Origin of the sequence: Actinoplanes lutulentus (assembly GCF_003259845.1) — a bacterium.
GTDB classification, from domain to species: Bacteria; Actinomycetota; Actinomycetes; order Mycobacteriales; family Micromonosporaceae; genus Actinoplanes; species Actinoplanes lutulentus.
Genome location: NZ_QLMJ01000003.1, coordinates 81,011 through 103,414, shown reverse-complemented (window position 1 = coordinate 103,414; position 22,404 = coordinate 81,011). Strand labels below are relative to the sequence as shown.

Here is a 22,404-nt window from a genome sequence, read left to right as displayed (position 1 = left end):
AGGAAGGACCCGCAATGGCAGAGAGAAGATCTCGCAGGCGGAAACTGCTCGGTTTCGCGACCGCGCTGCTCGTGCCCGCCGGACTCATCGGCTGGGCCGTGCTCCCGTCGAACGCCGCGGCCGCCCCCGCCGCCGGCAGCACGTACCAGCTGGTCGTGAAGAAGAGCGGCAAGTGCATCGATGTGCCGGCCGCGTCGAAGGACAACGGTGCTCTGCTCCAGCAGTGGGGTTGTACGACTGGTTCGACCTGGCAGCAGTTCAAGCTGGTGGCGTCGGGAAGCAATTTCCTGCTGCAGAACGTGAACAGCGGCAAGTGTGTGGACGTGCCGTCCGGCGCCACGACGTCCGGCCTGCGGCTCCAGCAGTGGGGTTGTGTCGGCTCGCAGACGAACCAGCAGTGGAAGACGGTCGCGAGCGGCACCGACACGTTCCAGATCGTGAACATCGCCTCCGGCCTGTGCATCTCGGATCAGGGCGCGTCGACCGCGAACGGCGCGTCGATCATCCAGGAGACGTGCACGGCCAACAGCAACAAGCAGTGGGCGTTCAATCTGGTGTCGGGCGGAAGCACCGGCACGTTCACGGTCGCCGCTGACGGCACCGGGACGTACAAGACCGTGCAGGCCGCCGTCGACGCGGTCGCCGCGAACAACACCAGCCGCAAGACGATCACCATCAAGCCCGGCACGTACCGGGAGATCGTGACCATCCCGTCGAACAAGCCGTTCATCACGCTGCAGGGCGGCGGTGACTCGTCCGACGACGTGGTGATCGTCAACAACCGCAGCAACGCCGGCGGTTACGGCACCTCGGGCAGCGCGACCTTCTTCGCCAACGGCAAGGAGACAAACGCCACCAACCTGACGATCTCGAACGATTACGGCGAAGGCAGCCAGGCCGTGGCCGCCAACCTCAACGCCGACCGTCTGATCTTCGACAACGTCCGGTTCCTCGGCGCGCAGGACACCCTGCTGCTCAACAGCGGCCGTTCGTACATCAAGAACTCGTACGTCGAGGGCACCGTCGACTTCATCTTCGGCGGCGGCACCACGGTGATCAACGCGACGAAGATCTACCAGAAGCGCAGCACCGGCGGCCCGATCACGGCGGCCCGGACCGACGCGGCCAACGCGTACGGATTCCTGATCTACAAGTCCACGGTGACCGGCGCGACGAACAACACCACTGGGCTCGGCCGCCCGTGGGGTCAGGACGCGCAGGTGCTGTACCGCGAGACCAGCCTGAGCGCCACCATCGCGACCGCACAGCCGTGGACCAACATGTCCACGAACACCTGGCAGAACGCGCGCTTCTTCGAGTACGCGAACACCGGCTCGGGCGCCACCAAGAACAGCAACCGCCCGCAGATGAGCGCGTCGACGGCGGCCAACTACACCCCGCAGAAGTACCTCGCGGGCTCGGACAACTGGAACCCGGTGGGTTGATCATGAAAATCGCCAAGAAGCGCGCGGCCCTGACCGCTGTCGTCATCGCGGTCCCCGCCGCGCTCATCGGCTGGGCGGTGCTGCCCTCCAACGCGGCCGCCGCACCGGCAGCCGGCAGCACCTATCAGCTGGTCGTGAAGAAGAGCGGCAAGTGCATCGATGTGCCGGCCGCGTCGAAGGACAACGGTGCTCTGCTCCAGCAGTGGGGTTGTACGACTGGTTCGACCTGGCAGCAGTTCAAGCTGGTGGCGTCGGGAAGCAACTTCCTGCTGCAGAACGTGAACAGCGGTAAGTGCGTCGACGTGCCGTCCGGCGCCACGACGTCCGGCCTGCGGCTCCAGCAGTGGGGCTGTGTCGGCTCGCAGACGAACCAGCAGTGGAAGACGGTCGCCAGCGGCACCGACACGTTCCAGATCGTCAACATCGCCTCCGGCCTGTGCATCTCCGACCAGGCAGCGTCGACCGCGAACGGCGCGTCGATCATCCAGGAGACGTGTACGGCCAACAGCAACAAGCAGTGGGCGTTCACCCCGGTCACCGGGGCCACCGCGGCGCCGACCGCCAGTTCGAGCGGTCGGACCTGGGCGTCCACCCCGGACGGTTTCGCGTCCACCGGCGGCGGCACGACCGGCGGCGCGGCCGGCGCCACGGTCACCGTGTCGACCCTCGCCGACCTGACGAAGTACGTCACCGCCACCGAGCCTTACGTGATCAAGGTGGCCAAGGCCATCACGATCACGCCGAAGGGCACCGAGCTGAAGGTGAAGTCGAACAAGACCATCGTCGGTTCCGGCACCAGCGGCGAGATCGTCGGCGGCGGGTTCTTCCTGGGTGCGGGCGTCAAGAACGTCATCATCCGCAACCTCACCATCCGGGACACCCAGATGACCGAGGACGACCCGGACGACAAGACGTACGACTACGACGGCATCCAGATGGACACGGCCGACCACATCTGGATCGACCACAACAAGATCACCCGGATGAACGACGGCATGATCGACAGCCGGAAGGACACCACGTACCTGACCGTGTCCTGGAACCTGCTGGACACCGGCAACAAGGCGTTCGGCATCGGCTGGACCGAGAACGTCACCGCGCGGATGACGATCCACCACAACTGGATCAAGAACACCAGCCAGCGGAACCCCAGCACCGACAACGTGGCGTACGCCCACCTCTACAACAACTACCTGCAGAACATCACCTCGTACGGCAACCTGTCGCGCGGCAGCACCAAGATGGTTCTGGAGAACAGCTACTTCGACAACGTGGCCAACCCGTACAACGTCGACGACCTCACGAAGGGCCAGCTCAAGCAGAGCGGCAGCATCGTGAAGAACTCGTCCGGCAAGCAGGTCACCAACGGCTCGGCCTTCACGCCGAGCAGCTTCTACGCGTACACCCTGGACGCGGCAGCCGACATCCCGGCGCTGCTCGCCAAATACGCCGGGCCGCAGGCCAACATCGGCAACTAACCCGGGGGCAAGGGGAGGGCGGCGCCGCGAGCGAAGCGCGGCGCCGCCTTCGGGATCCGGTGCGCGGCGAGGAAGCCGTCCACCGATCGGGACCAGGGAAAACGCTCGGCCTGAGCGCGGGCCGCAGCCCGGCGTTCGCTCTCCGGCCGGTCCAGCAACGTCCGTGCGGCGGCGGCGAAGCTCGCGCCGTCACCCTCCGCGGCCACCCCGGCCTGCCCGATCACCTCGGGCAGCGCGCTCTCCGACCGCACCACGACCGGCGTTCCACTCGCCAGAGCCTCCAGTGCCGCCAGCCCGAACGTCTCGATCGGACCGGGCGCCAGCACCACGTCGGCGGTCGCCAGCAGCCCGCGCGGATCACCCACATATCCGAGGAACCGCGCCGGCAGCTTCCGCGCCACGGCCTCGGCCTCCAGCGCCTCGCGCAACGGACCGTCACCGGCCACCACGAGCTCGGCGTCGATCCCGCCCGCCCGCAGCTCGGCAAGCGTGTTCAGCGAGAGATGCGGCTGCTTCTCCGCCGACAACCGCCCGCAGTGCAGCAACATCACCTCACCCGCGCACTCTTCATCGCGAAACGCGGGCGAAAACCTTTCAAGATCAACTCCCAGGGGTACGCGTAAAGGAGCCCCGCCGAAACGGGTGAACTCCCGTGCAGCCCAGCCGGTCGTGCAGACCACGGTGTCGAAAGCCGCCACGGTCCGCCGGTTGAGCGCCCCGGCGATCCACGGGCCCACCGGTCCCGGACCGTAGAGCCGCAGCAGCCCGTCCAGACTCTCGTGCGACACCATCAGCGCCGGGACCCCGGCCCGCCGCGCCCAGGCACCGGTCCAGCGCAGCGTCGACCGGTCGTGCACCTCGATCCGATCCGGTTCCAGCCGGCGCAGCAGCCCGCCCACGGCGATCCGGTTGAGCAGCACGCGATATCCGCCGAGACCCGGCACCATCGGCCCGGGCAGCGTGATGACCCGCCCGTAATCGGTCTGCTCGTCGGAAGCCACCGCGCCCGGCACGATCAGCACCGCTTCGTGGCCGGCTTCGAGGTACCCCCGGCCCAGCTCCCGGAGCGCGGTACGAAGCCCACCCGACGTTGCGTGCACGAAGTTGGCGATGCGGGCGATCAGCATGCCAATAGGTGAACCGGGACCGTGGTCCGGCAGGCAACACACCGCTGACGCCCTCCCTAACGATCAACAACAACCTGGGACGGCCACCGTGCGGGGCGCTGGCGGGCATCGGGTGCGGATAGCCTCATCGGGTGATGGGCCGGGGCGGGACTGTGCACCGCGTGTACAGCGTGGTGGTCTTCGTCATCCTGGCCGCCCTCGACAACGTGGCGATCGGCATCGTCCCGCCGCTGTACGGCAGCATCGGCGACGATCTGGGTGTCGGCGAGGGACATATCGCGCTGGCGACCACGGCCATGTTCCTGATCAGCGCGGTCGCGGCGATCGGTTTCGCGTACGTGGGTGATCGCACCGACCGCAAGCCGGTCCTGGTGGCCGGCACCACGATCTGGGTGATCGGCACCGCCTGGTCCGGTCTCGCCGAGAGTTATCCGGCGTTCCTGTCCGCGCAGGTGGTCGCGGCGTTCGGGCTCGGCGGGGTGGCCTCGGTCAGCTTCGCCGTGGTCAGTGACCTGATCTCGCCGCGCCGGCGTGGGCTGGTGATGAGTTTCTGGGGGCTGTCGCAGGGCGTCGGCACGCTGGCCGGCACGCTGGTCGGCGGGCTGCTCGGGCACGCCGACTGGCGGCGGCCGTTCCTGGTGACCGCGGCGGCCGGGGTGATCGCCACCTGCGCGTACCTGCTGACCTACAACGTGCCGCGCGGCGACAGCCAGCCTGAACTGGCCGGCGTCGAGTACGACGAGCGGATCCACCACCAGGACATCCCGGTGATCCTGAAAAGGCGTACCAATGTCTGGTTGATCCTTCAGGGCGGCACCGCGCAGATCGCGTTCGGATCGCTGGTCTGGTTGCCGATCCTGTTCCGCGCGCGGGCCGAGGACCAGGGATATTCAGCGGGCACCGCGGTGCTGGTCGGCAGCATCTTCGCGACGATCTTCCAGCTGGGCGCGGCGCTGTCGATCCTCGGCGGGCTCGCCGGTGACCGGCTGCAGCGGCGCACTCCGAGGGGCCGGGCGCTGGTCGCCTCGGTCGGTGTCCTCGCCGCCGTGCCGTTCTACGTGGTGCTCTTCTTCGTTCCCATGAAGATCACCGTGCCGGACGGCGGGAGCACCGGTGAGCTGATCCGTGCGGTGCTGGCCAACGTGGTGACCGAGCCGACCGTCGCGGCCTGCCTGGCGATCGCGGTCTTCGCGCTGATGCTGACCTCGGCGAACTCACCGAACTGGTTCGCCATGATCGCCGACGTGAACCCGCCGCAGCACCGTGGCACCGTCTACAGCCTCGGCAACCTGATCAACGGGGTTGGCCGAGCCGGTGGCAACGCGCTGGTCGGCGTCGCTTTCCGAGGGCTGGCCGGTGCGTTCCCGCCGCCGCTGAACTACGCCGTCGGGCTTGCCGCGTTCCAGTTCTTCTTCATCCCGACCGGGATCATGTACTGGCTGGCCAGCAGGACGGTGGCGGCGGACATGGCCGAGACGCACACCACCCTGCTGGCCGTGGCAGCCGAGCGCTCAGACGACGGCCCAGACGGTGACGTCGGAGGGGACCCGGCCGTCGGCGTCCAAGGGCTCGCTGGTCAGCAGGACCCGGGCGCCGGACGGTAATCCGACCGGCTCGGCACCGAAGTTGGTGAGCGCCAGCAGATCGCCGTTGCGGAACGACAGCACCTTCTCGCTGGTGTCCGACCAGGTCAGCACGCCGGAGCCCAGCGCGTGCTCACGCCGGGCGGCCAGCGCCGAGCGGTACAGCTCGTACGTCGAGCCGGGCACGTCGACCTGGCGGTCGAGCGCGTACTCGGACCAGACCGCCGGTTGCGGCAGCCAGCTCGCGTCCGTGGGGCCGAAACCGTACGACGGGGCGTCCGCCTCCCACGGGATCGGCACCCGGCAGCCGTCGCGGCCTTTCTCGGCGTGCCCGGAGCGTTCCCACGCCGGGTCCTCGCGGTACTCGTCGGCGAGCGTGGTGTGCTCCGGAAGGCCGAGCTCCTCACCCTGGTACAGGTACGCGGAGCCGGGCAGCGCCAGCATCAGCAGCGTCGCGGCGCGGGCCCGGCGCAGGCCCAGTCCGGTGTCCGGCTGCGGGTCGTCGGCGCCGATGCCGGGCTTGCGGGGCTCGCCGATCGGAAATCCGAGGCGGGACGCGTGCCGCACCACGTCGTGGTTCGACAGCACCCAGGTGGTGGTCGCGCCGACCGAGCTGTTGGCGGCGAGCGAGGAGTCGATCACCGCGCGGAGCTCAGCCGGTTTCCACGGCGTCTCCAGGTACGGGAAGTTGAACGCCTGGTGCATCTCGTCCGGGCGTACGTAACGGGCCAGGCGCTCCTCGGGCTGCACCCACGCCTCGGCGACCAGGATGCGCCCGCCCGGGTAACCGTCGAGGACGGCACGCCACTGCCGGTAGATCTCGTGCACGCCTTCCTGGTCCCACATCGGCGGCGGCGGGCCGGCCGGCTCCAGGCCGCCGAGCACGGTGGCCGGGCTGGTCCAGTCGGTCAGGTCGGCGTCCTTGATCAGGCCGTGCGCGACGTCGACCCGGAAACCGTCGACGCCCCGGTCCAGCCAGAACCGCAGGATGTCGAGGAACTCGGCGCGGACCTCGGGGTGGTCCCAGTTCAGGTCCGGCTGGGAGACGTCGAACAGGTGCAGGAACCACTGGCCGCCGGGCAGCCGCTCCCAGGCGGAACCGCCGAAGACGCTCTGCCACGAGTTGGGCGGCTCGTTTCCGCCGGCGCCCTTGCCGTCACGGAAGATGTAGCGCTCGCGCTCTGGGCTGCCCGGCTCGGCGTTCAGCGCTGCCTGGAACCAGACGTGGTCACTGGAGGTGTGGTTCGGCACCAGATCCACGATGATCTTGAGGCCGAGCTCGTGTGCGGTGGTGATGAGCTTGTCGGCGTCGCCCAGCGAGCCGAACCGCGGGTCGACGCCCCGGTAATCGGCCACGTCGTAACCCGCGTCGTGCTGCGGGCTCGGGTAGAACGGGGACAGCCACACGGCGTCGACGCCGAGCCGGCGGAGCTGGGGCAGGCGCGCGGTGATGCCGGGTAGATCGCCCATGCCGTCACCGTCGGAGTCGGCGAACGAGCGTGGGTAGATCTGGTAGATGACGGCGTCACGCCACCAGGCTTCTGAGGAGGGCATGCGCCCAAGGTTAGGCCGCGCCCTACCTCAGACGTCCAGAATGGCCGCGAATCGCTCCTCGGCCAGGTCGAGCTGATCGAGGATGTGTTCCTTGGCCTGGGTGGAGAGCGGAGTGTCCGGCCGCCCGACGAGTTCGCGCAGCGTAGGGACCAGCGGACGGTACTTCGTGGCCGACCGGAAAGCCTTGTCCATCGTCGTGTGGATGACCCCGACACCGTTGTCGGTGAAGTCCGAGATCTTGATCACGCGCGCCCACGGATCCCGTTCCAGGCTCTCCGCGACGTGCTCCCGGTACTGCTCGTGCCGATCGCGTCCCGGGTCGTACTCCGGGTTGGTCACCGAGCTGACCAGGTCGGCGACCCGGCAGTTGAAACGCCGGCCCAGCTCGGCCAGCGCGGCCTCGACAGCCTCCGGGTACGGGGTCTGCTCGGGCACGCCACCGAGCTCGGCGGGATGGTCCTCGACGGCGTCGTGCAGCAGCGCCGCGACGAGCACGTCGAGGTCGCGTACCCCGTAGTACTTGATGATCCGGATGGCGACCCGGAGCAGATGGTTCAGGTACGGCTCGCGGACCCGCCGGTCCTCGGCGTGCAGGGCGGCGGCCAGGTCGAGCGCCTCGGTCAGCTGCTTGCGGTCGGGGTCGGGGAAGGACTCCAGCTCCAGGGCGAACCGGTCACGTAACCCGGCCTCGCCGTACACCTCCGTGATCGCGTGAAGTGGCATCGAGAGCAGCATCCGTGGTGCCATGCCGATCAGATATACCCGATCACGGCGGCTCGTGGGTTTCTCTCAGCCCCCCGAGGTGGCCGGTGGTGCGGCAGGGGTGGACGCGGGCGCCGCCGGAACCGGCCGGGGCGAGGGCCGCGGGCCGGGCGAGGGCCGGTTGGCGGAGGTACGGCCGGACACCACGGCACGGGCGGCGGGGGTGAGGCGTACCGCGCCCATCGAGGCGTTCTTGAGCGACCAGGGCGGCGGGTTCTCCGCGTGCACGCCACGTTTCGGTGTGCCGGCACCGTCGGTGAACTCCTCCTCGGTCATCGCCTGCAACGCGCTCAGCGCCACCCCGATGATCGTGGCCGCGGTGATCACCGTGATCGGCACGAGCATGGTGAGCGGGCGGATGCCGCCGGGCGGGGTGCCGGCCGGGTCCAGCTCGACCGACATGGCGGCCATCCCGGTGTAGTGCATGCCGCAGACCGCCACGGCCATCACGGCGGCGGCGCCGATGATTTTGAGCCAGCCACGAACCGAGACGGCGAACCAGAGCGCGACAGTGCTGGCCGCGAGCGCGATTGCCGCCGAGGCGACGACCAGCACGGGGGAGTAGTGGATGGTGGCCGCGATCCGCATGCCCGCCATTCCGGTGTAGTGCATCGCGACGACGCCGCTGCCGGTCAGCGCGCCGGCCGTGAGGATCCGGGCGGTACTGCGTTTGCCGTGCCCGACCACGATCAGCCCGATGCCGACGGTCAGCACCGAGAAGACAAGGCTGAGCAGGGTCAGCGTGACGTCGTACCGGACCGGGCTGTCCGGGACGTCGAAGCCGAGCATCGCCGAGAAGTGCATCAGCCAGATGCCGCCCCCACCGATCGCGAACGCCGCGATCACCAGCCATCGGTTGCGCCGGCCGCGACTGTGCGCGTCGCGGGCCCGTCCGGTGCAGAGCAAGCCGAGGAACGAACCGAGGAACGCCAGGAGATAGGCGGCTATCGGGTTGAACGCCCCATAGGTGAAGTGATGCACGTGAGCCACTGGTTACCTCGCGGGAGTCGGCGATCGTCCGCGGGGGATTCAGTCAGAAATCAGCGACCGTACATCGCACCTCATGTGCGTCAGTAGGCCAAAGAGAACCGGGACCACCGTCGCCCCGCCCGAGTCTTTCGATCTCGGACGAAGCGGCGGCGACCCCGGTTGACGCTAAGGCCGTGGATGGGTCACGGCGTCATACGTTGAAGATGCTGACTCCACCGGGGCCGACGAGGAGGCCGACGATGATCAGCACAACCCCCCAGAGGACCTGCCTGCGGAACAGCGCGAGGATGCCGGAGACGACGAGGATGACGGCGAGAATCCAGAGTAGAAGAGCCATGGCCTTCGATTACCCGGACCCGGGAAATCGAAAACCTGTGATCAATCAGGCAGGCAACAGTTCGGTATCAACGGTTTCAGACAGCAGTTGGTACACGTTGTACGCCTGCTTGATGACCGGATGCGCCACGTTGCGGACCGGAACGCCGCCGGGCGTACGGCCGCGCTCCGAGCCGTGGTGCGCGTGCCCGTGCAGGGCGAGCGCGGTCGGCGCCGAGTCGATGGCCTGGCCGAGCTGATAGCAGCCGAGGAACGGGTAGATCTCCAGCGGCTCGCCGATCAGGGTCTCCGGCACCGGCGCGTAATGGGTGAGCGCGACAAGCGCGTCACACTCGACCGAGCGCAGCGCCTCGCCGAGCCGGGCCGAGATCTCCTCGGTGGTGCCGACGAAGTTCTTCATCTCCCGCTCGCCGAAGTTGCTGGCGCAGGCCCCGGCGAAACCTCCGCCGAACCCCTTGCTGCCGGCGATGCCGAGCCGATGGCCGTTGATCTCCAGGACGGTCGCCGAGCCTTCCAGCACGGTGATGCCCGCGTCGGTGAGCGTGCCGGTGACCGCGTCCTGAAGGTCGCTCTGATGATCGTGATTACCGAGCACCACCACGACCGGTACGCCGAGCCCGCCGAATTCAGTCGCGAAGCAGCGGGCCTCCTCGACGGTGCCGTGCCGGGTGAGGTCACCGGCGATCAGCAGCGCGTCGGCCCGATCGGGGAGTTCCTCCAGGGCGGGCCGGTAACGGCCCAGAACGTCCTTGTCCACGTGGACGTCGCCCACGGCGGCGATCCGGATCATGAAATCTCCTCCACCTCGATGGGCGCCTGTGCGCGGGTGATGCCGATGTCGCAGGTGATCTCGATCTCCGGGAAATGGCCGGTGATCTGCCGGCAGATCTCGTCGCGGCGCTGAGCGCTCTCCACCTCCCCGCCGAGGACTATCGCGTGCTCCCGGCGCTGGATCGTGATTCCCTGCTCGGCGATCCGGTCGTGCTCGGTGAGCAGTCGCTGGATCTCGGCTTCCAGGTCGATCTGGTTGGTCATCTCATCCCCCTACCTTCAGCTCGTGGGCCGGGAACGACGCCACGTCCAGCCGGTCGAGGAGCACGAAGAACGCGTCCGCGTACGGCGACTTGGCGGTCTCCCGGCGTACCCGGTCCCAGTCGATCTGCTCGCGCAGCGAGCGGGCAACCGGCAGCCCGGTGGCGAAATCGCAGTAGTGCTGGCTGTAACTGAGCAGCTTGTGGACCATCAGCTGGCTTGCGGAGATGACCGGCATGTATATCGCCTCGACCGAGATCTGGTCGGTGTCCTGAAGCGTCTCGTCGGTCACCGGTGACTCCACCGGCCGGTAGATGAGGTCCGCCATCCGGCCCTCGTCGTATACCTTGACCAGCCAGTCTTCCGGCGGCTGTTCGGTTTCGAAACCGACCGCCGCCAGCTCCTGCAGAGCCCGGTCCTTGTCCTGCTCGCGGATCAGAAAATCCACGTCATGGTCGCTGGAGTACCCGCCGCGTGCGTACACGGCGAAGCTCCCGCCCAGCGCGAAGGGGATGTCCGCGCCCTTGAGCGTGGACGCTACGCGCTTCAAGGTGACGGCCAATCCCTCGTCCACACGGTGTGGCATGGCGACCTCCTGGTCCCGTGTCCGGTCTGTGAACGACTACCCGGAGTCGTCCCACCTTGAACCCCCGAGGTCATTCTCGCCCGGCCGAGGCGCCCCACGATGTGGAAACGGAACGTGCAGGCCGGCGCTACCGTAAGTTGGTATGGCTCCCCAGCAGAAGTCCCCGGCCGTCCGGACCGTCGCCCTCATCGGAATCGACGGCTCCGGAAAGACGACCCAGGCACACCGGCTGGCCGATGAGCTGACCGCCGCCGGGATCGCGGCGGGTTACCGCCGTAACGCCGGCGGCCGCCACTGGGTCGGCCGGGTCGCGGGCTTCTTCGGACGCGCCGACGCCGAGGAACTGGTGGGCCGCCGGGCGATGCTCGGCATCGAGTCGGTGCTGCGCTGGCTCGCCATTCTGCGCACGATTCTGCGCCGCGCGTTCGCCAGGGACATCGCGGTGATGGACCGGTACGCGTACTGCCAGTACGCGAGCCTGCGGGCCCGCGGGGCGAAGCCGGTCGCCGAGCGCCGGGCGCGGCTCGCGTACCGGCTGTTCCCGGCGCCGGACGTCACGTTCCTGCTCGCGGTCGACCCGGCCGCGGCCCAGCTGCGGATCGACCGCCGCGGGTACGACCACGAGGAGATGGACTACCTGAGGGCCGCCGATGCCGCCTATCGCTCGCTGCCGGAGTTCCCTGCCTTCGTGGTGATCGACGCGAACGGCACTCCGGACGAGGTGGCCGCCGAGATCCAGCGTGAGCTGAAAGTCCGGATGGCGGCCCGGCCGGTGGTCGTGCCCGCGCCGCGGCACCGGCCGGCGACGCGCACGCTGGTGCTCGCCGCCGCGCCGCTGCTGGCCGCCTTCGCGATGCTCGGACTGCAGCTCGCGGAGTCACTCTGAGCGCTGGAGCCCCTCGGAGACCGAAAACTCAGGCCGCGCCGTAAACGGGGATCCGGGCGCCGCTGGTCGGCGCGGACGCGTCCGAGGCCAGGAAGAGGATCACCGCGGCGATCTCCTCGGGGCTGACCCAGCGGCTGACGTCGGCATCCGGCTGGGCTGCCCGGTTCGCAGGCGTGTCGATGATGCTGGGCAGGACCGTGTTGCAGCGCACGTGCTGCTTCTTGTACTCGACCGCGACCGTCTCGGCGAACGCCAGCACGGCGGCCTTGGAGGTCACGTACCCGGCCGCTCCGGGGAACGGCGACACCGCGGCACGGGACGAGACACAGATGACCGAGCCGCCGCCCGCGGCCACCAGGTGCGGCAGCGCGGCCGCCGTGGTCAGGTACGTCGGTCGCAGGTTCGCCGCGAACATCGCCTCGAACTCCTCGACCGGTGTGTCGGCGATCAGCCCGCTTCCGGCGTACCCACCGGCGAGATTGACCACCGCCTTGAGGGGGGCGCGCTGGTCGCTTGCCGCCGCCTCGGCCGCGGCTCTGACCTGAGCCGCGTCGGTGAGATCCGCATCCACCGGGATCGCGCCCGCGGGAAGCCGCGCGGCTGTTCCAGGGCGGGCCGGGGCGACCACCCGCCATCCCGCCGCGAGAAACGCAGAGATCGTCGCGGAGCCCAATCCGCCGGTGCCGCCCGTCACGAGCGCGGTACGCGTGTCCGTCATGCGCCGAAGCTTGTCACACGGCGGTGTCTGTGCTTTTGCTCACTTGTGCGGGCTACCTGGCTGCCACCTGGGAATGTTCCCGTTAGATGCGGCGTCACCCGTGTGGGCGAGTGATCTGCGGGGCGGCGTGGCGCATTGTGACCGGTGGTCCCGTTCGTGCGCCCAAGTGCGGGGATCTTTTGCCCGTGGCGTTTGTTTCAGGCCCGTCATCGGCCGGCCGATGCTGCACATGAACCCGCCGAGTGCGTTTTCCGTACTTCGGGGTGACGAGCATCGCGTAGCCCAGGGTGATGCCCGTCGCTGTGATCGATGAGAGGCCGATGGTGTTATGAGAGACGCGCGACGGGTATCCGGCTGTCTACACGACAGACCGCAAGAGACCGCACTCAGCTTCCCCGCACTGGGTTCTCAGCTATCACCCAGGCGTTCGTGACACTTTCGATCCGCCAGCCGGAATCAGTGCAGGCTGCAATTTGTTATGTGGATGTCAGCAACCGCAATGCACGTGCTGCGGACGTTACGGGAGAGGGCTGATGGACGCAGGTAATGCCCGTAACAGGGTTAGTGACGGCAATGAGGGGACCGTGGGCAACGTGGAGAAGAACACCGTGATGCGTACCGATCAGGTCGCCGAGGAGCGCGACCTCGTCGGAGTCTACCTGCACGAGATCTCCCGGACGCCGCTGTTGGACGCCGAGCGAGAGGTACAGCTCTCTCGGGCGATCGAGGCGGGCCTCTACGCTCAGCACCTGCTCGATCAGGGTGAGGAACGGCGTGGTGTGAGCCGGGAAGAGCTGGAGCGGATCGTTTCCGACGGCCAGCACTCGAAGGACCTGTTCATCCGAGCCAACCTGCGGCTGGTCGTCTCGATCGCACGACGCTACGTGCGGTCCGGCATGCCGATGCTCGACCTGATCCAGGAGGGCAACACCGGCCTGGTCCGCGCGGTCGAGAAGTTCGACTACGAAAAGGGCTTCAAGTTCTCCACCTACGCCACCTGGTGGGTGCGCCAGGCGATCAGCCGGGCCATCGCTCAGCAGGAGCGCACCGTCCGTCTCCCCGTGCACCTGGTCGAGGACGTCAACCGGATGCGCAACGTCACCCGTCAGCTCGTCCGTGAGCTGGGCGGCGACCCCGAGCCGGAGCAGATCGCCGCGGCGCTCGGTGTGACAGTGGAGCGGGTCAACGAGCTCACCCGCTGGGCTCAGGACACCGTCTCCCTGGACACCCCCGTCGGCGACGACGGCGACACCAACCTCGGCGACCTGGTCGCCGACAGCGACGCCCCCTCCCCGGAGGAGATCGTGCTGAGCGCCCTGGAGCGCCAGCGCATCGAGGGCCTGCTGAACCACCTGGACGACCGGTCGGCCGGCATCATGCGGGCGCGTTACGGCCTCGAGGACGGCCGCGAGCACTCGCTGACCGAGGTGGCCTCGCGCTTCTCGCTGAGCCGCGAGCGCATCCGCCAGCTGGAGATCCAGGCGCTCGGCCGGCTGCGTGAGCTGGCCCGGGCCGAGGGCCTCCAGGCCGCCTGAGAGTAGACAAAAAGGCCGGCACCCCGAGGGGCGCCGGCCTTTTCGTGCCTGGTGTTACTTCACTCGGCCGTATCCGTTCGGGGTCATGATGTTCATGCCGCGATACAGCACGTCCCGGCCCGCCGACGGCGCGTCGATGATCTTGCCGTCGCCGACGTAGAGCGCGACGTGCCCGTTCGATCGGTAGAAGATCAGGTCGCCCGGCTTGAGGTCGGCCTTGCTGATCCGTGCGGTGGCGCTGTACTGCGCGGCCGCGTTGTGTGGCAGTGACTTGCCCGCCGCCGCCCACGCCGCCGAGGTCAGCCCCGAGCAGTCGTAGGAGCTGGGACCGTCGTCGCCGTACCCGTACGGCTTGCCGATGGCGTTGAAGGCGTAGGTGACCGCCGTGCCCGCCGAGCCGGCGATGCTCGGGATCTTGCCGGTGTAGGACCCGGAGTCCTCGGTGGCACTGCCGTACGCCGCCTCGCGCATGTCGTACAGGTCGTCGAGGTCGCCCTCGATCTTGTCCTTGCGCTTGGCGAGTTCCTTGACCTGCGCGGTCTGCTTGGCCTGGGTCGTCTTGAGAGCGGCCTTGCGTTCCGCGAACGTCTGAGTGGTCTCGGTGTACGTGTCGATGTTCTGCTGGTTCGTCCGGGAGATCTGCTCAAGGAACGTGAGACGCTCCAGGAGGCTGCCCTGGTCGCCGGCGACCAGGACGGTCATCCCACCGGGACGGCCCTGCATGTACGTCGTGGTGGCGATCGTCTCCACCTTGGCGGTGGCCGCGGCGAGGGCGATCTCGGTCGGCTTCAGCGAAGATTCGAGCTGCTTCGACTCGGCCTTGGTTTCCTTGAGTTCGAGCCGCATCTTGTTGTACGACTCGGCGACGTCTTCCAGCTTCTCCTCGGCCGCCTTGATCTTCTTTTTGAGCTCGGCGGACGGCGCCGCATGCGCGGCACTGGCTCCCGACAGGGTGATCGCGAACGCGGTGAGTGCGACCACGAGCGCCCGGAGCCGGGTACGGGGGTGTGGCACTGGTCAGAGGGCCTTTCTTCCGCTGCGCCGCCTACCGGGAGCGGTCCGACGGGCGTGGGCGGGAAGAAGGCCCAGCCGTCCCCGGTTCGGTTCGCGGTTGCCGGCACCGTAGGGGGAGAAGGCGCCGGATGGCCGCGATTGATTCGGCGGCGTTGGCCGGCGCCACAGGAGGGTTTGTGGCTGCGGACCGAACCAACCGCATCAACTTATCGGCGGGAGAAAAGAAATCAAGACCTGGCCGAGTGATTTATGCCAATAGTCGCTGTTGTGCGATTAATCCCGATAACGGACTGTCATTCCACAACAGCTAAGCGTGAATTGTCAGCGACCGGAACCCAGTTCTTCGTGACCTTGCGCTCGGCCCAGAACGAGAGGAACGGAATGGTGCCGGACAACATCACGAGCAGCATTCGGCTGAACGGCCAGTGCGCGCGGCGCGACAGGTCGAACGTGAGCACCAGATAAACCATGTAGAGGAAGCCGTGGAAGGGCCCGACGGTCTCGACGACGATCGGGTTGTCGCCCAGGTACTTCAGCGGCATGCCGACCACGACCAGGGCGATGAGGACGACGCCGACGATCCAGGCGATGGTCCGGTAACGGGTCAGGGCTCCCTGCACGGCGGGTGTCTCCTACTTCTCTGCTTGGGTGCGGCCGGGGTAATCGATGTGCCGGGCGCCCGGGTGGGCAGCGAGCCAGGCCAGGTAATCGTTGTACGCGTCCAGCTCCGGGTCGTCGCCGTCCGCAGCGGACGGACGGGCGCTGACGCGCACCGGGCGGCCGAAGGTGACCGGGGCGCCGGGAGCGCGCGGCGTCTCCGGCGCGGGAGCGTCGGGCTCCTCCAGCGGCTCGCCGGCGGCCTTGCGCTTGGCCAGCTGGACCTCGCGGAGCCAGATGAAGACCACGAAGCCGCCGAAGACCGGCCACTGGAACATGTAGCCCCAGCTGATCGAGTTGCCGGAGGTCGCGCGGCTGAACTGCCACCAGCCCAGGCCGAGACAGCCCGCGGTCAGCACGATCGCGAGCAGATGACGGGCCATCCATGCGGGTGTCCACAGCCCTCTCATGCCCCGAGCGTACCGGCGTGGGTTTGGTGCCTGACGGGTCGGGCAACGGTGCTCACGGACGGAATCCGAATAGATCGGAGGTGCACGATGACCCAAGCGCGTTTGGCCCGGGCGTACTCGCCGCACGAGCACCGGCCGCTTGACGGCTATGTCGTGACGATGGGCGCCTTCGGCGTCCTGTCCGCGAGCCTGGTGGCCGCCGCCAAGCTGACCGGCGCCCCGGTGCCGGAGCGTCCGGCTCTCGCCGATGTGGCGCTGATCTCGATCGCCACACACAAGCTCAGCCGGTTGATCGCCAAGGACTCGGTGACCAGCCCGCTGCGGGCGCCCTTCACCCGGTACGCCGAACCGGCCGGCGCCGCGGAGCTCAACGAGGAGGTCCGGGACGAGGGCAGCAGCGTCCGGCACGGCATCGGCGAGCTGGTCACCTGCCCGTTCTGCCTGGCCGTCTGGGTGGCAACCGGGCTGACCGGCGGCCTGGTGCTCGCTCCCCGGTTCACCCGGCTCGTCGCGACGGTGCTCACCGCCACGGCGGTCTCCGACTTCCTCCAGATGGCGTACTCGATGGCGAAGGAGAAGGCGGAGGGTTGATCTGGATGTGATCCAGGTCACAAGTACTGCAGGAATCGCGTGGGGCGACCGACAGTTGAGAACGAATGCCGGTGTGCCCAGTGTCCCCGGGCCTCACCCTTTGCCTTCACGGAATACCAGTTCGGCTGGAGCCGTGTTGAGCCTTTCGCCGCGAGGCGACCTGCACACCGGCACTCAGCGCCGCCTTCCGGTTCGCCGGGGGGCGGCGTACTACTTTCTCCGGCATTTTTTCGTCTTCGGCGGGCGAGAAGGTTTATCGGGACAGGACCCCTCGAACGGGGCACCTCGACCACCCCGATTTCTTATCGACGTGGCAGGATCCCTGGCGTGTCCGTTCCGCAACGTCGCGTCCCGGCCGCCTCGACAGGCGGCCGCTCGCTCCGACGCACCCTCTCTTCCCGCAGGTCACGGCGATCCACGTCGGGCCTTTTCGCCGGCGACATCCCCGCCGGCACCGGCCCGCACCCGGTCGAGCTCGCCGGGATGCTGCACGAGCTGACCGTCCGCCTGCTCTCCGCGGACACGCTGCCGCGTGCCCTCGATCGCCTCACCGCGTTCGCGGTGAGCTCCCTGCCGGGCGCGGTCCGTTGCTCGGTCGCGCTCATCGGTGAGGGTGGCCCGCTCACCGAGGCCGCCTCCGGCTCCGCGAGCGAGATCTTCGACAGGCGACAGTACGAGATGAGCACCGGACCCGGGCTCGAAGCAGCACGGACCCGCACCCTGGTGACCTCCGGCGACCTGACCGTCGACGAGCGCTGGCCGCAGCTGCGTGAGGCCGCGACGGCCAGCGGGCTGCGCGCGGTCGCGGCGATCCCGCTCGACGTGCGGCGCACCGCGGTCGGCGGGCTCAGCGTGTACCTGGAGGACGCCGGCGACCCCGGCCCGGAACTGCTGGTCACCGCGATGGCGATCGGCGGGCAGGCCGAGGTGCTGCTCGGCGAGCTGGGCCGGCGCGCGGCACTCACCGAGGGTGCCGAGGTCGACCGGGCGGTCGGCGTGATCATCGCTCAGCGCGGCTGCGGCGTGCAGGAGGCGTACTCGATCCTGCAGGAGAGCGCCCAGCGGCTCGGCCTGGACCGCCGCGTCGTCGCCGAGCGGCTGGTGGCCGCCGCGGCCCGCAAATCCGGCGGGTGACGCCGGGGCTCGCCGCTCCGGCGGGTCTCCGCGGCTCTCAGGCATGCGCAGTAGCGTGACGGCATGGCTGTTGTGAAGATCAACGCGATTGAGGTTCCCGAGGGCGCCGGCCCCGAGCTGGAGAAGCGGTTCGCCGCGCGGCAGGGCGCTGTGGAGAACTCACCGGGCTTCCTCGGGTTCGAGCTGCTGCGCCCGGTGTCCGGCGACAACCGGTACTTCGTTTACACCCGCTGGGAGTCCGAGGAGGCGTTCCAGGCGTGGTCCAGCGGCGGCGCCAAGGAGGCGCACTCCGGCGAGCGGGCCAAGCCGGTCGCCAGCGGTGCCAGCCTCCTGGAGTTCGAGGTCGTCCAGTCGGTCCATAAGTAAGTTTTCCGAGGGTACGGGGTGCTTCGCCCGTACCCTCGGAATTTGATCTTGATCTTGTCAGGCCTCGGCCTTGAGGGCGTCCTCGGCGCGGGCCTGTTGCGCGGAGCGCTGCTGGAGCGGCAGCTCCGGCAGGAAGAACACCACGATCAGGCCGATCAGCATGATGAAGAACGCCATCAGGTAAACGACGTGCACGCTGTCCGAGAAGCCGACCTTGAACGGGTGGGCGACCACGTCGGTCAGCTTGGTGATGAACGACGTGTCGGTGAGCGCGTCACCGCCCTTCGCCTGCGCGAGCAGCGCCTGCTGCGCCGGATCGGCCGCGGCCTGCTGGAACGCCGGGTCCTTCGCCGCCTCCTGGTACGAGCTGGCGATGTTGCCGGGCAGGACGTTGAAGAGCACCGAGAGGAAGACCGCGGTGCCGAGCGTGCCGCCCATCGAGCGGAAGAACGTCACCGCGCCGGTCGCCACGCCGATCTCCCGGGGCGAGACAGCGTTCTGCACGGCGGTGATCATCGGCTGCATGTTGCTGCCCAGGCCGAGGCCCATCAGCACCATGACCAGCATGGTCTGCCACAGCGGGGTGTCCGCGCCGACCCGGGAGAAGAGGAAGAGCGCGACCACCATGAGCGAGCTGCCGATGATCGGGAAGATCCGGTAGCGGCCGGTCCGGGAGATCAGCTGACCGGAGGTGATCGAGCCGGCCATGATGCCGAACACGAACGGGATCATCTGGAGCCCGGCCATCGTGGCGGTGGAGCCCTTCACGATCTGCAGGTACAGCGGGACGGTCATCAGGCCGCCGAACATCGCCATGCCGAGGATCGTGCTGGACGCGGCGCCGACCGCGACGGTCCGGTTGCTGAAGAGCCGCAGCGGCAGCAGTGCCTCGTGCTTGTAAGCCCTCTCGGCCAGGATGAAGCCGATGATGCCGACCACGCCGACCACGTAACAGGCGATCGAGCGGCCGGAACCCCAGCCCCAGTCACGGCCCTGCTCGGCGACGGTCAGCAGCGGCACCAGACCGAGGATCAGGGTGAGCGCGCCGGGCCAGTCGATCCGGTGGTTGACCCGCTGGTGCGGCAGGTGCAGCACCTTCGCGACGACGGCCATCGCGGCGAGGCCGATCGGCACGTTGATGAAGAACACCCAGCGCCAGCCGGACAACCAGAGCAGCTCGTCGGCGCCGGCGAAGAAGCCGCCGAGAATCGGGCCGAGGACGCTCGCGGTGCCGAAGACGGCCAGGAAGAAGCCCTGGTACTTGGCGCGCTCGCGGGGCGGCACGATGTCGCCGATGATGGCCAGCGCGAGCGACATGAGACCGCCGGCGCCGATGCCCTGGATCGCCCGGAACCCGGCCAGCTGCCACATGTTGTCGGAGAGGCCGCAGAGGAACGAGCCGACGATGAAGATGCCGATGGCGAGGAGGAAGAACGGGCGCCGTCCGTAGATGTCGGACAACTTGCCGTACAGCGGCGTGGAGATCGTGGAAGTGATCAGGAACGCCGTGGTCGCCCACGCCTGAAGGTCGAAGCCCTGGAGGTCGTCAGCGATGGTCCGGGTCGCGGTCGCCATGATCGTCTGATCGAGGGCGGCCAGGAACATGCCCATCATCAGGCCGCCGAGGATCGTCAGGATCTGGCGGTGGGTGAATTCCACCGGCGCGGTAGCCGGTGGGCTCGGGTGACTCACGGATTCTCCCGTGGGGGTGCGGTGGGATCGAGCCGGAGGTGCGTCTCGATCAAGCTGTTGAATTCTTCGAACATGTCGGTGAAGACGGCGACGCGGTCGGCCGGCCACTCGTGCAGCGCGCTCGCGAGCAGCGCCACCCGGGCGTCCCGGAGCCGATCGCAGGCGGCCACGCCGGACTCGGTGACCGCGAGGCGCGACGCGCGGCCGTCCACCGGGTCGGCCTCACGGCGGGCCAGCCCGGCTTTCACCAGCTGCGCGACCTGACGGCTGATCGTCGACGGGTCGGCCTGCTTGATCTCGGCCAGGTCGGTGACTCGCATCGGGCCCTGCTCACGCAGCGGCCGCAGCAGCATGAGCGCGGAGAACTCGGCACCGAGGTCTCCCACTTTGAGCATGCCCCGGAAACGAGTGCCCAATCGGATGAATCGGGCGATCTCGTCGGCCAGCTGGCCGGTGTCGTGGTCGTGATGCAAGCGTTCGCCATCTCTCTCGAGGTTTGGTTGCAGCCTACAAGTGGTTGCGTGATGAACGCATTCTCATTTCATCTTCCAGATGCCGCAGACCAGAGACTCGGTCTCCTCAAGCGCGGCCGGCACCGGGACGGTGTACTCGGCCACCCTCTCGAAGAGACGACCGGGAAAGTACCCGCGTCCGGGGTCGCCAACCAGAACCGTGGCACCCGCTTTCCGGGCCGCACGCAGGAACGATGTCATCTGCGGGGCGACCGACGGGCTGTAGAAGACGTCGCCGGCCAGGACCAGGTCAGGGGCGTCCTCGGTCTCGGCCAGGGTCACGCCGTTCGCGGCGGCGTTGCGGCGCGCGGCGGCCACCGCGTCCGGGTCGATGTCGGTGGCGCAGACGCTGGAAGCGCCGCATCGGGCGGCGGCGATCGAGGCCACTCCGGAACCGCAGGCGACCTCAAGGACGCGCTTGCCGGCCGCCTGCGCGGGATCGTCGAGCAGATAGCGGGCCAGGGACTGGCCGCCGGCCCAGACGAAGGCCCAGAACGGGGGTGGCTGATCGCTGTGGAAGTCGCCGCTGAACAAGCCCTGGTGATCGCCGGCCAGATGGAGGCTGATCTCCGGGGTGAGCGGGACCGGTTTCAGTTGGGTGGAGAACACCCCACCGATCTTTTCAGCTCCGGATGGGTTGTGCGCTCATCACGAGCTTCGCCCGGTATTCGCCCCGCGCCTCGGCGGCCCACGGCGTGTCGACGTCCTCCAGCAGCGGGCGGGCGGCCACGTACGCCGCGGCGGTCAGCGGGCGGGCGGCGCGCTCGGCGGTCCGGCCGGCGGCGGCCGCGATCAGCTCGTCGAAGGTGGCGACGTCGACGCGGACCCGCTCGGGGACCAGGAACAGCCGGTTGCGGCGCCCGGCGATCACCGAGTCGCGGCTGCGGACACCCGGCTCGAGGCGGTCGCGCAGCACCGCGAGGTCGTCTTTCAGCGTCACGGCAGGCACGCCAACCAGGTACGCCAGATCCACAAGCGACCGTTCCCCGCGCAGCGCCAGGAGGGCGAGCAGGTGACGGGGACGCTCGCCGCCGAAGTCGTCGCCGGAGAGGCTGATGCCCCGCGTGCGGACCTCGAGACGGCCGAAGAGCTGGATCTCGAACATGATCACAAACTCTGCGCTTCGAAGTCCGGGGCAGCAAGGCCCCAAAGCGAGGGGGACACTCGGCCGAAAGACTGGTTATCGCATCCGCTCGGAGGCAACCCGGCGTCGGGTGTACCGGGTGTGTCAGGCTCGGTGCCGCATTGGCCGTCTGTTGGTAGGGCCGCCATCGAGGCAGGTAATCCTTAGACTGCGCGGAGCCCAGACGGGCGGATAGAGGAAGGTGACGTATGGACAACGGCGAGACGATACGAGTCCTCGTCGTCGACGGTCACCAGACCTTCGCAGAGCTGCTCGGACATGCTTTGGCTGGTCAACCCGATCTTCGGTGGGTGGGCCACGCGCGTACCGGGCAGGAGGCGTTGAGCCTTGCGGCGGAGCTGACGCCCGACGTGATCCTGCTCGATCCCGAACTGTCCGATGCCGACGGCATCGCGATCGCCGAGTTGATCAGGGTGCGCCAGCCCGATTCGCGTGTGGTGATCCTCACTGCGAGCGAGGAACAGGCATTGGTACGCCGGGCGACCGCCGCCGGTTTCGCCGGGTTCCTGTCCAAGAACGGTGCGCTCGGCGACGTGCTGAACGCGTTGCGTACCGCGCACGTCGGCGGCATGACCGTCTCCACCGACATCCTGGCGCGTCTGCTGCGCAGCACGTCGCCGGTCAGCGTGCCCCGGGCCAGCGGTCTTACCGCTCGTGAGGACGAGGTGTTGCAGCTGATGGCGGCCGGTCTGGACGCTCGCGCGGTGGCCCGGCGGCTCGGGATCAGCGTGCACACGTGCCGCGGATATCAGAAAGCCGTGCTCGCCAAACTGGGCGCGCACAGCCAGCTGGAAGCGGTCGCGATCGCCAATCGTCGCGGACTTGTCCGACCTGACCCGCGGTAAATCGCCG

General features: G+C 68.5%; 25 protein-coding genes. 9 read left to right on the top strand and 16 right to left on the bottom strand.

Going from position 1 to position 22,404, the window contains the following annotated elements; translation table 11 throughout:
• Nucleotides 1–14 precede the first annotated feature (14 nt).
• Nucleotides 15–1,445, top strand: coding sequence for a pectinesterase family protein (locus B0I29_RS07430; protein WP_111648150.1), 1,431 nt, complete (start codon nucleotides 15–17; stop codon nucleotides 1,443–1,445).
• Between the two features lie 2 nt (nucleotides 1,446–1,447).
• Nucleotides 1,448–2,923 carry an RICIN domain-containing protein gene (locus tag B0I29_RS07425; protein ID WP_111648149.1) on the top strand — a complete coding sequence of 492 codons (1,476 nt, stop codon included), beginning with the start codon at nucleotides 1,448–1,450 and terminating at the stop codon, nucleotides 2,921–2,923.
• Here B0I29_RS07425 and B0I29_RS07420 read toward each other — a convergent pair.
• The gene (locus tag B0I29_RS07420) at nucleotides 2,920–4,050 is read right to left on the bottom strand and encodes a glycosyltransferase (protein ID WP_111648148.1); all 1,131 of its coding nucleotides are present in this window, start codon (nucleotides 4,048–4,050) and stop codon (nucleotides 2,920–2,922) included. The genes B0I29_RS07425 and B0I29_RS07420 overlap by 4 nt on opposite strands.
• 134 nt (nucleotides 4,051–4,184) lie before the next feature.
• Between B0I29_RS07420 and B0I29_RS07415 the strand changes: the two genes are divergently transcribed.
• A complete protein-coding gene (locus B0I29_RS07415) occupies nucleotides 4,185–5,654 on the top strand; it encodes an MFS transporter (RefSeq protein ID WP_111648147.1) in 1,470 nt (489 codons plus the stop codon).
• Here the strand turns inward: B0I29_RS07415 and B0I29_RS07410 are convergent.
• From B0I29_RS07410 to B0I29_RS07385, 7 genes are all read right to left on the bottom strand, one after another.
• Entirely contained in the window at nucleotides 5,562–7,187 is a 1,626-nt protein-coding gene (locus B0I29_RS07410; protein ID WP_111648146.1) for a glycoside hydrolase family 13 protein, read from the bottom strand. The genes B0I29_RS07415 and B0I29_RS07410 overlap by 93 nt on opposite strands.
• 27 nt (nucleotides 7,188–7,214) lie before the next feature.
• The gene (locus B0I29_RS07405; protein WP_245972328.1) at nucleotides 7,215–7,910 is read right to left on the bottom strand and encodes an HD domain-containing protein; all 696 of its coding nucleotides are present in this window, start codon (nucleotides 7,908–7,910) and stop codon (nucleotides 7,215–7,217) included.
• Between the two features lie 66 nt (nucleotides 7,911–7,976).
• Nucleotides 7,977–8,939 (bottom strand): MHYT domain-containing protein, encoded by a 963-nt coding sequence (locus B0I29_RS07400; protein ID WP_111648144.1) that lies wholly within the window; start codon nucleotides 8,937–8,939, stop codon nucleotides 7,977–7,979.
• A 190-nt stretch (nucleotides 8,940–9,129) separates the two neighbouring features.
• A complete protein-coding gene (locus tag B0I29_RS45645; RefSeq protein WP_181557729.1) occupies nucleotides 9,130–9,276 on the bottom strand; it encodes a GPGG-motif small membrane protein in 147 nt (48 codons plus the stop codon).
• Between the two features lie 45 nt (nucleotides 9,277–9,321).
• Complete coding sequence (locus B0I29_RS07395) at nucleotides 9,322–10,065, bottom strand: metallophosphoesterase family protein (RefSeq protein WP_111648143.1); 744 nt, start codon at nucleotides 10,063–10,065, stop codon at nucleotides 9,322–9,324.
• The gene (locus B0I29_RS07390; RefSeq protein ID WP_111648142.1) at nucleotides 10,062–10,310 is read right to left on the bottom strand and encodes a hypothetical protein; all 249 of its coding nucleotides are present in this window, start codon (nucleotides 10,308–10,310) and stop codon (nucleotides 10,062–10,064) included. Before B0I29_RS07390 ends, B0I29_RS07395 begins: the two co-directional genes overlap by 4 nt.
• A gap of 1 nt (nucleotide 10,311) precedes the next feature.
• The gene (locus B0I29_RS07385) at nucleotides 10,312–10,893 is read right to left on the bottom strand and encodes a nucleotidyltransferase domain-containing protein (RefSeq protein ID WP_111648141.1); all 582 of its coding nucleotides are present in this window, start codon (nucleotides 10,891–10,893) and stop codon (nucleotides 10,312–10,314) included.
• Nucleotides 10,894–11,035: 142 nt separating this feature from the next.
• On the opposite strand from B0I29_RS07385, the gene B0I29_RS07380 reads away from it, so the two are divergent.
• The gene (locus B0I29_RS07380; RefSeq protein ID WP_111648140.1) at nucleotides 11,036–11,779 is read left to right on the top strand and encodes a dTMP kinase; all 744 of its coding nucleotides are present in this window, start codon (nucleotides 11,036–11,038) and stop codon (nucleotides 11,777–11,779) included.
• 28 nt (nucleotides 11,780–11,807) lie between these two features.
• On the opposite strand, the gene B0I29_RS07375 is transcribed toward B0I29_RS07380, so the two are convergent.
• The gene (locus tag B0I29_RS07375; RefSeq protein WP_111648139.1) at nucleotides 11,808–12,497 is read right to left on the bottom strand and encodes an SDR family NAD(P)-dependent oxidoreductase; all 690 of its coding nucleotides are present in this window, start codon (nucleotides 12,495–12,497) and stop codon (nucleotides 11,808–11,810) included.
• A 533-nt stretch (nucleotides 12,498–13,030) separates the two neighbouring features.
• On the opposite strand from B0I29_RS07375, the gene B0I29_RS07370 reads away from it, so the two are divergent.
• Entirely contained in the window at nucleotides 13,031–14,032 is a 1,002-nt protein-coding gene (locus tag B0I29_RS07370) for a sigma-70 family RNA polymerase sigma factor (protein WP_111648138.1), read from the top strand.
• A gap of 54 nt (nucleotides 14,033–14,086) precedes the next feature.
• On the opposite strand, the gene B0I29_RS07365 is transcribed toward B0I29_RS07370, so the two are convergent.
• From B0I29_RS07365 to B0I29_RS07355, 3 genes are all read right to left on the bottom strand, one after another.
• Entirely contained in the window at nucleotides 14,087–15,046 is a 960-nt protein-coding gene (locus B0I29_RS07365) for a C40 family peptidase (protein ID WP_245972327.1), read from the bottom strand.
• 293 nt (nucleotides 15,047–15,339) lie between these two features.
• Nucleotides 15,340–15,666, bottom strand: a complete 327-nt coding sequence (locus B0I29_RS07360) for a DUF3817 domain-containing protein (protein ID WP_111648136.1) — start codon at nucleotides 15,664–15,666, stop codon at nucleotides 15,340–15,342.
• Nucleotides 15,667–15,678: 12 nt separating this feature from the next.
• Complete coding sequence (locus B0I29_RS07355) at nucleotides 15,679–16,113, bottom strand: hypothetical protein (protein WP_111648135.1); 435 nt, start codon at nucleotides 16,111–16,113, stop codon at nucleotides 15,679–15,681.
• An 87-nt stretch (nucleotides 16,114–16,200) separates the two neighbouring features.
• Between B0I29_RS07355 and B0I29_RS07350 the strand changes: the two genes are divergently transcribed.
• The 3 genes from B0I29_RS07350 to B0I29_RS07340 all read left to right on the top strand — a co-directional run bounded on the left by B0I29_RS07350 (nucleotide 16,201) and on the right by B0I29_RS07340 (nucleotide 18,204).
• The gene (locus B0I29_RS07350) at nucleotides 16,201–16,704 is read left to right on the top strand and encodes a DUF1360 domain-containing protein (RefSeq protein WP_111648134.1); all 504 of its coding nucleotides are present in this window, start codon (nucleotides 16,201–16,203) and stop codon (nucleotides 16,702–16,704) included.
• A gap of 327 nt (nucleotides 16,705–17,031) precedes the next feature.
• On the top strand, nucleotides 17,032–17,838 hold the full coding sequence (locus B0I29_RS07345) for a GAF and ANTAR domain-containing protein (protein ID WP_245972325.1): 807 nt from the start codon (nucleotides 17,032–17,034) through the stop codon (nucleotides 17,836–17,838).
• 63 nt (nucleotides 17,839–17,901) lie between these two features.
• Entirely contained in the window at nucleotides 17,902–18,204 is a 303-nt protein-coding gene (locus B0I29_RS07340) for an antibiotic biosynthesis monooxygenase family protein (RefSeq protein ID WP_111648133.1), read from the top strand.
• 57 nt (nucleotides 18,205–18,261) lie between these two features.
• Here B0I29_RS07340 and B0I29_RS07335 read toward each other — a convergent pair whose 3' ends face one another.
• From B0I29_RS07335 to B0I29_RS07320, 4 genes are all read right to left on the bottom strand, one after another.
• Nucleotides 18,262–19,896 carry an MDR family MFS transporter gene (locus B0I29_RS07335; RefSeq protein WP_111648132.1) on the bottom strand — a complete coding sequence of 545 codons (1,635 nt, stop codon included), beginning with the start codon at nucleotides 19,894–19,896 and terminating at the stop codon, nucleotides 18,262–18,264.
• A complete protein-coding gene (locus tag B0I29_RS07330) occupies nucleotides 19,893–20,369 on the bottom strand; it encodes a MarR family winged helix-turn-helix transcriptional regulator (RefSeq protein WP_111648131.1) in 477 nt (158 codons plus the stop codon). Before B0I29_RS07330 ends, B0I29_RS07335 begins: the two co-directional genes overlap by 4 nt.
• Nucleotides 20,370–20,432: 63 nt before the next feature.
• A complete protein-coding gene (locus B0I29_RS07325; protein WP_111648130.1) occupies nucleotides 20,433–21,017 on the bottom strand; it encodes a class I SAM-dependent methyltransferase in 585 nt (194 codons plus the stop codon).
• Between the two features lie 13 nt (nucleotides 21,018–21,030).
• Nucleotides 21,031–21,513, bottom strand: coding sequence for a hypothetical protein (locus B0I29_RS07320; protein ID WP_111648652.1), 483 nt, complete (start codon nucleotides 21,511–21,513; stop codon nucleotides 21,031–21,033).
• A 227-nt stretch (nucleotides 21,514–21,740) separates the two neighbouring features.
• Here B0I29_RS07320 and B0I29_RS07315 point away from each other — a divergent pair, with 227 nt between their 5' ends.
• Nucleotides 21,741–22,397 (top strand): response regulator, encoded by a 657-nt coding sequence (locus B0I29_RS07315; RefSeq protein ID WP_111648129.1) that lies wholly within the window; start codon nucleotides 21,741–21,743, stop codon nucleotides 22,395–22,397.
• Nucleotides 22,398–22,404: the final 7 nt, after the last annotated feature.

Coding starts and splice junctions, on each gene's coding strand:
- B0I29_RS07430 (WP_111648150.1), top strand. CDS start 15: ATGGCAGAGAGAAGATCTCGCAGGCGGAAACTGCTCGGTTTCGCGACC.
- B0I29_RS07425 (WP_111648149.1), top strand. CDS start 1,448: ATGAAAATCGCCAAGAAGCGCGCGGCCCTGACCGCTGTCGTCATCGCG.
- B0I29_RS07420 (WP_111648148.1), bottom strand. CDS start 4,050: ATGCTGATCGCCCGCATCGCCAACTTCGTGCACGCAACGTCGGGTGGG.
- B0I29_RS07415 (WP_111648147.1), top strand. CDS start 4,185: ATGGGCCGGGGCGGGACTGTGCACCGCGTGTACAGCGTGGTGGTCTTC.
- B0I29_RS07410 (WP_111648146.1), bottom strand. CDS start 7,187: ATGCCCTCCTCAGAAGCCTGGTGGCGTGACGCCGTCATCTACCAGATC.
- B0I29_RS07405 (WP_245972328.1), bottom strand. CDS start 7,910: ATGCCACTTCACGCGATCACGGAGGTGTACGGCGAGGCCGGGTTACGT.
- B0I29_RS45645 (WP_181557729.1), bottom strand. CDS start 9,276: ATGGCTCTTCTACTCTGGATTCTCGCCGTCATCCTCGTCGTCTCCGGC.
- B0I29_RS07395 (WP_111648143.1), bottom strand. CDS start 10,065: ATGATCCGGATCGCCGCCGTGGGCGACGTCCACGTGGACAAGGACGTT.
- B0I29_RS07390 (WP_111648142.1), bottom strand. CDS start 10,310: ATGACCAACCAGATCGACCTGGAAGCCGAGATCCAGCGACTGCTCACC.
- B0I29_RS07385 (WP_111648141.1), bottom strand. CDS start 10,893: ATGCCACACCGTGTGGACGAGGGATTGGCCGTCACCTTGAAGCGCGTA.
- B0I29_RS07380 (WP_111648140.1), top strand. CDS start 11,036: ATGGCTCCCCAGCAGAAGTCCCCGGCCGTCCGGACCGTCGCCCTCATC.
- B0I29_RS07375 (WP_111648139.1), bottom strand. CDS start 12,497: ATGACGGACACGCGTACCGCGCTCGTGACGGGCGGCACCGGCGGATTG.
- B0I29_RS07370 (WP_111648138.1), top strand. CDS start 13,031: ATGGACGCAGGTAATGCCCGTAACAGGGTTAGTGACGGCAATGAGGGG.
- B0I29_RS07355 (WP_111648135.1), bottom strand. CDS start 16,113: ATGAGAGGGCTGTGGACACCCGCATGGATGGCCCGTCATCTGCTCGCG.
- B0I29_RS07350 (WP_111648134.1), top strand. CDS start 16,201: ATGACCCAAGCGCGTTTGGCCCGGGCGTACTCGCCGCACGAGCACCGG.
- B0I29_RS07340 (WP_111648133.1), top strand. CDS start 17,902: ATGGCTGTTGTGAAGATCAACGCGATTGAGGTTCCCGAGGGCGCCGGC.
- B0I29_RS07320 (WP_111648652.1), bottom strand. CDS start 21,513: ATGTTCGAGATCCAGCTCTTCGGCCGTCTCGAGGTCCGCACGCGGGGC.
- B0I29_RS07315 (WP_111648129.1), top strand. CDS start 21,741: ATGGACAACGGCGAGACGATACGAGTCCTCGTCGTCGACGGTCACCAG.